Origin of the sequence: Gemmatimonas sp. (genome assembly GCF_046594945.1) — a bacterium.
Classification (GTDB): Bacteria; Gemmatimonadota; Gemmatimonadetes; order Gemmatimonadales; family Gemmatimonadaceae; genus Gemmatimonas.
Map to the genome: position 1 here is coordinate 1 of NZ_JBKJRB010000078.1, position 5,544 is coordinate 5,544.

At 66.6% G+C, this 5,544-nt stretch carries 2 protein-coding genes and 1 pseudogene; 1 reads left to right on the forward strand and 2 read right to left on the reverse strand.

All coding sequences use genetic code 11. From position 1 onward, the window contains the following. Nucleotides 1-383, forward strand: a pseudogene (locus ACLL97_RS09255) (hypothetical protein); the annotation flags it as partial. A gap of 208 nt (nucleotides 384-591) precedes the next feature. On the opposite strand, the gene ACLL97_RS09260 reads toward ACLL97_RS09255, so the two are convergent. Continuing rightward, nucleotides 592-4,263, reverse strand: coding sequence for a DUF4175 family protein (locus ACLL97_RS09260; RefSeq protein WP_411280189.1), 3,672 nt, complete (start codon nucleotides 4,261-4,263; stop codon nucleotides 592-594). After that, a partial coding sequence (locus ACLL97_RS09265) for a hypothetical protein (protein WP_411280190.1) occupies nucleotides 4,260-5,544 on the reverse strand: 1,285 nt, incomplete at its 5' end. The genes ACLL97_RS09265 and ACLL97_RS09260, both read right to left, overlap by 4 nt.

Sequence of the window (5,544 nt, forward strand, 5' to 3'; positions counted from 1 at the left end):
GACACGGATTGATCACTGCCAACGATGAGGGCATCCCACCACGAGAGCCCATCGCGCGACTCGACGAATCACGCGCGCTCGAGGAGCGCAGGGTTGATCTCAATCGTCGCCCACGGCAGCAGCGCTCGGACTTCTCGTTGCGCGTGGGCGGGCAACATGCCAGGACGCAGTTTGCGCATTACCGTGCCGTAGAACTCTTGAAGCACGTGGATGCTGATCCGACCGGTCTCCCGCTCTCAAAGCGTGGTCATCCAGTCGCGCGCCGCGGAGTGCCGTTTACCAGCGCCGGCATCGACTGCATGCGCCAGCACGTTGGTATCAACGACGAGCGGTGCGGTCGTGCAACATGTCGCGCGAAGGGTATACCGAACCGTCGGCATTGATGGGACGGTGCTCACGCACGAAGAACTGCCGTATTTCGGTCGCGTAGGTGACGCGACGGCGCCTGTCGCCGAGCATTCGCGGCACTGATGTCGAGCTCGGCCGCGTGGACTCTGGCCCAGCAGGCGACGTCGTCTTCGAGCGTGGCCGTGACAGTCCTCGTAACACGAAAATTGTGTGACACGATTCTCGTGTCGATAGATCGCAGGCTTACGGCCGCCGCTTCGACCCCGCCAGCACGCGGTAGTACTCTTCGACCAGCGCACGATACTCAGCCGGCGCCGCGGCGCGGGCCCCGGCGGCCGGACGACCCTCGGCGCCCAATCCCACTGAGCGATAGAGCGCGAACTCGAAGTTCTTGAGGCGCTCCAGCATTGCCCCCTGCAGCTGCTCCATGCCCTTCGGATCGCCGAACGCGCGGCCGTTCTCGAGCTGACGCAAGCCTTCGATAGCCCGGTCCAGCTCACGCGTATCCACGCCCTGGGCCGCCGCCTCGCGGGGGAGCCCCTCGGCGTTCTCGCGCCGCAGTCGGAACTCGCGCGCAAACTGCTCCGGCGTGCCGGCCGGCATCATGCCGCCGCTGTTGTTGCCGGGGGACATCTGGCCGTCGTTCTGCCCCGTCGGCATGCCGCCAGCCCGCGCAGCCCCGTTCGCATTGCCACCGCGTCCGCCGTTGGCCTGACTGCCGCCCTGCGGCGCTTGACCCTGACCTTGACCCTGACCTTGACCTTGCTGCTGGCCCTGGCCCTCGCCTTGCCCTTGCTGGCCGCCCTGCTGGCCTTGCTGCCCCGGTTGGCCCTCTCCCCCTTTCTGACCATTCTGCTGCCCTGGTGGACCCTGCCGGCCCCCCTGCTGGCCTTGCTTGTCGGCCACGCGGTCCCGCAGCGACTCCAAACCCTCCACCAGCGCTCGCGTGCGCTCCAGCGTCTTCTCCTGCGTGCGCGCCGCCGACTCGCCCGACATCGCCCCCGTGGCCGCCCGCAGCCGCTCGGCCACGTCCTTGAGATTCTCGCCGATCTGTCCCTCAAACTGCGACGCGTACTCGGCCGACCCACCGCGCATCACCTGCTTGCTGAAGTCGATCTTGTCCGCCACGCGCGTGTCGCGCATGCTTTCCGCCGCTTCGCCCAACTTGCCCGCCGCCTTGGGCTGATCACGACGCGCTTCACGCGCCAATCGATCAGCGTCGGCTTCGAGTTTGCGCACGTCGTTGCCCAACGCGTCTTTCTCTTCGCCCAACTTGCGCTGCTGTTCGTTGCGCGTGTTGGGCGTCGCGCCCTGCATTGACTTCACACCGTCCGCGATCTCCTGCTGACGCGCTTCCAAATCACGCGCGCGCTCGGCCAACTGTTGTACGCCACGATTGAGCTCGTTCGACCGAGTGCCCTCGAGATTGCGCGCCGCGCGATTCAGCGCTTCCAGCGCCGCATTGCCTTGCGCCGCCGACCCACTCGACGCGCGACGCATCGCATCGGCCGCCTGCTGCAGTCGCTGCGCCGCATTGCCAAGCTCCGGATTGTTCTGCTCGCGAGACAGCCGTTCCAACCGGCGCGCCTCTTCTTCGGCCTGACGCGCCAACTCACGCTGCGCCCCACTGTTGGCTTGCTGTCCCTGCGCGCCCTGCTGCCCGCCCTGTTGCCCTTGACGGCCACTGCTGCCCGCCGCGCCGCTACTGCTCCCCGCCGCACCACCGCTCTGTTCTTGACCTAATCGCTGCCGCATGGCTTCCGCCTGACGCTGCATGCGCTCGTTTTCCTGCTGCTGACGCTGCGCGAGTTGGCGCAGCTTCTCGAGCGTTTCGTCGACCGCTTGGCTCGCACTCTGCTGCGATTGTGATTGCTGCTGCACCGCTTCGTACTGATTGCGAAGCTTGTCGTTCTCGAGTTCGAATAGGTCAGCGAGGTCTTCGGCTTTCTGTCCACCACCACCACCGCCTCCGCCACCACCGCCGCCACCCATCTGCACCTGCACTTCGCGGTACAGCGCTTCGGCGCGCTGCAGATGCTGTAACGCCTTCTGTTCAAGCGGAAGCGCGTCGGTGCCACGGCCACGACCCAACTGGTCTTCGGCCAACTTCATCGTGGTCGCCGCCGCTTCGGTTTCCACCCGGATCTTGGCGAACATCGTATCACCCGCCGCCAAACCGCGCTCCTTCAAACTATTCGCTAACTTGGTCACTTCTTCGCGTAACCGTCCTTCGGCAATCGTGAGTGTGGTGATGTCTTCGCGACGCTTCTTGGCCACGGTGGTGCTGCTGTCGCGCAGCCAGTTGAAGGTGCCGGCCACCACTTCCTTTTGTCGCGCCACGAACCCTTCGGGCGACTCTCCCGGCGGACCGCCACCTCCACCGCCACCGCCCTGCTGTTCGGCCTGACGATAGTCCTTCGAGAACGGGCGTACCTCGAGGAAGTACACATCGCTGCTGCCCGTGTGGCCCGATCCGTCCTTGGCCACGGCGTGGTACGCCACGAGGTCACCGGGCACCAACGACATCTCTTCCAGAAACAACGTGTGCGCCGCGCGCGCATCACGGGGACGGCGCGTCGTGCTGTCCTGCATCACGATGCGCTTTTCTGCACCACCGTTCACACGATAGCGCAGTTCGAGCGCGACGACGCCGAGGTCGTCGCTGGCCTGCACGGCCACCGTGACTTCGTCGGTATTGGACGCTTTCGTGTCGCGCCCCGGCTCCTCGATCGTGACGCGCGGTCCGCGATCGGGAATCGCGTCGATCACATACTCCACCGAGCCGGCCACCGTCGTGCCATCGGTGGTGATCAGATCCACATGATAGAACCCGCTCTTCGCGACACGGAAGCGACCGGCCACGGCACTATCACCTTCGATCGGCATCGGCGCGGTCGTGCCGTCGTCGAAGCGCAGCTTGCCACTGGCCACTGCGCGCGTGACCTTGGCGTGCACGACCACCGTGGTGCCCACGATCGCGGCCACATCGCCGCCGTCTTCCACATGTTCAGCGGGCAGACCGCTGTACGGCGGGAAGTTCAGGTCGAGTGATACGGTCGACACGGCCGGCAGATCGTTCACCGTGAGCGTGTACGTCGGCGACCGTACGTCAGCCGACTCCACGTAATATTCGGTCGGCTTCGTGATGTCGAACAGCCGCGAACGGAAACGCGACGAATCGGCGTCGGGGCTCATTGGGAGTCGCTGCCACTCACTTGCTGAATCGGCGCGGAACACCAGCTCGGCGCCGTCGGCGGCAAAGCCGGCCAGCGCGGCATGCACTTCAATCGCGCCGCCACGCGGCACCGCCACGTTGCCGGGCTCAATCACGAGCGCACGCACCGGCACCGCCGCTTCCGCCGTGCCGAACGGCACGAACAGCAGCGTGGCGCCTTCACGCACACGCGCCGGGCCCGCCACGAGCATCAGCACGGCAACGGCCACCACACCACCCAGCATCTGCCCAGCGCGCACCATGCGCGGACGTTCCAGTACTGCGCGTTGCTGCAGCGGCGCGATGGCCGCACCGGCTCGCGACATCAATCGCGCCGACAGCGCACTCGACTGTCGCTGGCTCACCGGCACATGCGCTTCCTGCACGGCGGTGATGAGTGTTTGTTTGAGTTGCGGTGCCCGCTCTTCCACGTACAACGCGAACCGCGCATCGCTGGCGCGTTTCATGAGCGGCAGCACGAGTCCGCGCATGAACGCCGCCGCGATCAGCGTGTAGCCGACCACCCGTGCGATGATCGGAGCTCGACCGTCACCACTGAACAGTGAGAGCACGAGCATCGTGGCCAACACCGCCAGCAGCACGGCCGCAGCGACCCAGACCAGCGACTCGAGGAGAATGCGTTGACGCCACTGACGGCGAAGCCCGCCGAGGGTGTTCAGCAGCTGACGGTCGGGACTCATGCGGGGCTCCGGTCGGAAGCGGACGCGGACGTTGACAAGGACGTGGACAACGGACTGATCGGACGGACACGTCGCGCCACGGCACGCCAGCCGCGCGTAGCCATGATCGTTTCGAGAACCAGCGCCAACGCGACGATGATCAACAATATCCGCCACGGGTTCTGGCGTCGCTCGAGCTCCGCCGTCGTGGGCGGCGCGTTTGACGCCATCGTGCCGGGCTCGGCGTCTCGTACGCCAAGCAACAGCTCGGTGGTGTCCATCGGCGTGAGTTCAGATTCGCTGGCCGGAGCATTGGCGGCGACACGACCCACGGCGGTGCCAGTGGCCGTGACCGCGAATGCTTCGTACAGGCCAGCGTCCGCCAGCGGCACGGCGGCGCCCATCGAGTCTGGCCGCGGGCGCAGCAACGCGCCATCGGGAGCGCGCACCACCGGATCGTTTACCGACGGCGCCAGCGCCCAGCTTTCGCTCGTGGAACGCCAGAGCGGAACGGCATCGCGTCCCGAGGTGTGCAGTACCAGTTGTCGCACGAAGGGCAGGAACGCGGGCTGGAGCGGAAAATCACTGCGCTGCGCATCGAGTGGAATCGCTAACACCACGAGACGGCCTTCACCGATGCGCTGCTCGACCACGGCCGGGAGTCCATCGTCGAAGCGCGCCAGCACATCGACCGCGCCGGCGATGTCGACCCGCGGATAGCGCAGGAAGCGCACGGCGCTCAAGGCATCGGGTACTTCGCGGAACGGGGTGAAAAGCGGATGCTCGATGCGCACGTCGCGCAATGTGCCGCCACGATCGGCCAGCCGATCGGTCAGTCCGCTCATGCGCACCGGGAGCAGCGGCAAGTTGTCGCCGCGTTGCGCCGCCAGTCGCGCACCAGCGGCAATCACGACGCCGCCGCCGTTGGTCGTATAGTCCTGTAGCGCGGCCACCGACGACGCTGCCGGCAGCATATCCCAGAAAAGTACCAGGCTGGTGCGCGCCAGCGCTTCGCGGCTCACCGGCGCTGAGGCCAACCGATCAATCTGAATGAAGGGCGCGGCACCGATCGACAGGGCGCGCTCCAGGAACAGGGCTTCGCTGGCCGCCCCTTCCGACGGCGACACCAGCGCCACGCGGACGGCGTCGTCGCGCGGCACGACAGCATACAGCGTATCGTCGGCCACCAGCGCATCGGGTGGCAAGGACACCAGCAGCGCCCCCGATGATGCGGTGGCGCTGCTGGTGTCCTTGCCACCCGATGCGCTGGTGGCCGACGATACGCTGTATGCTGTCGTGCCG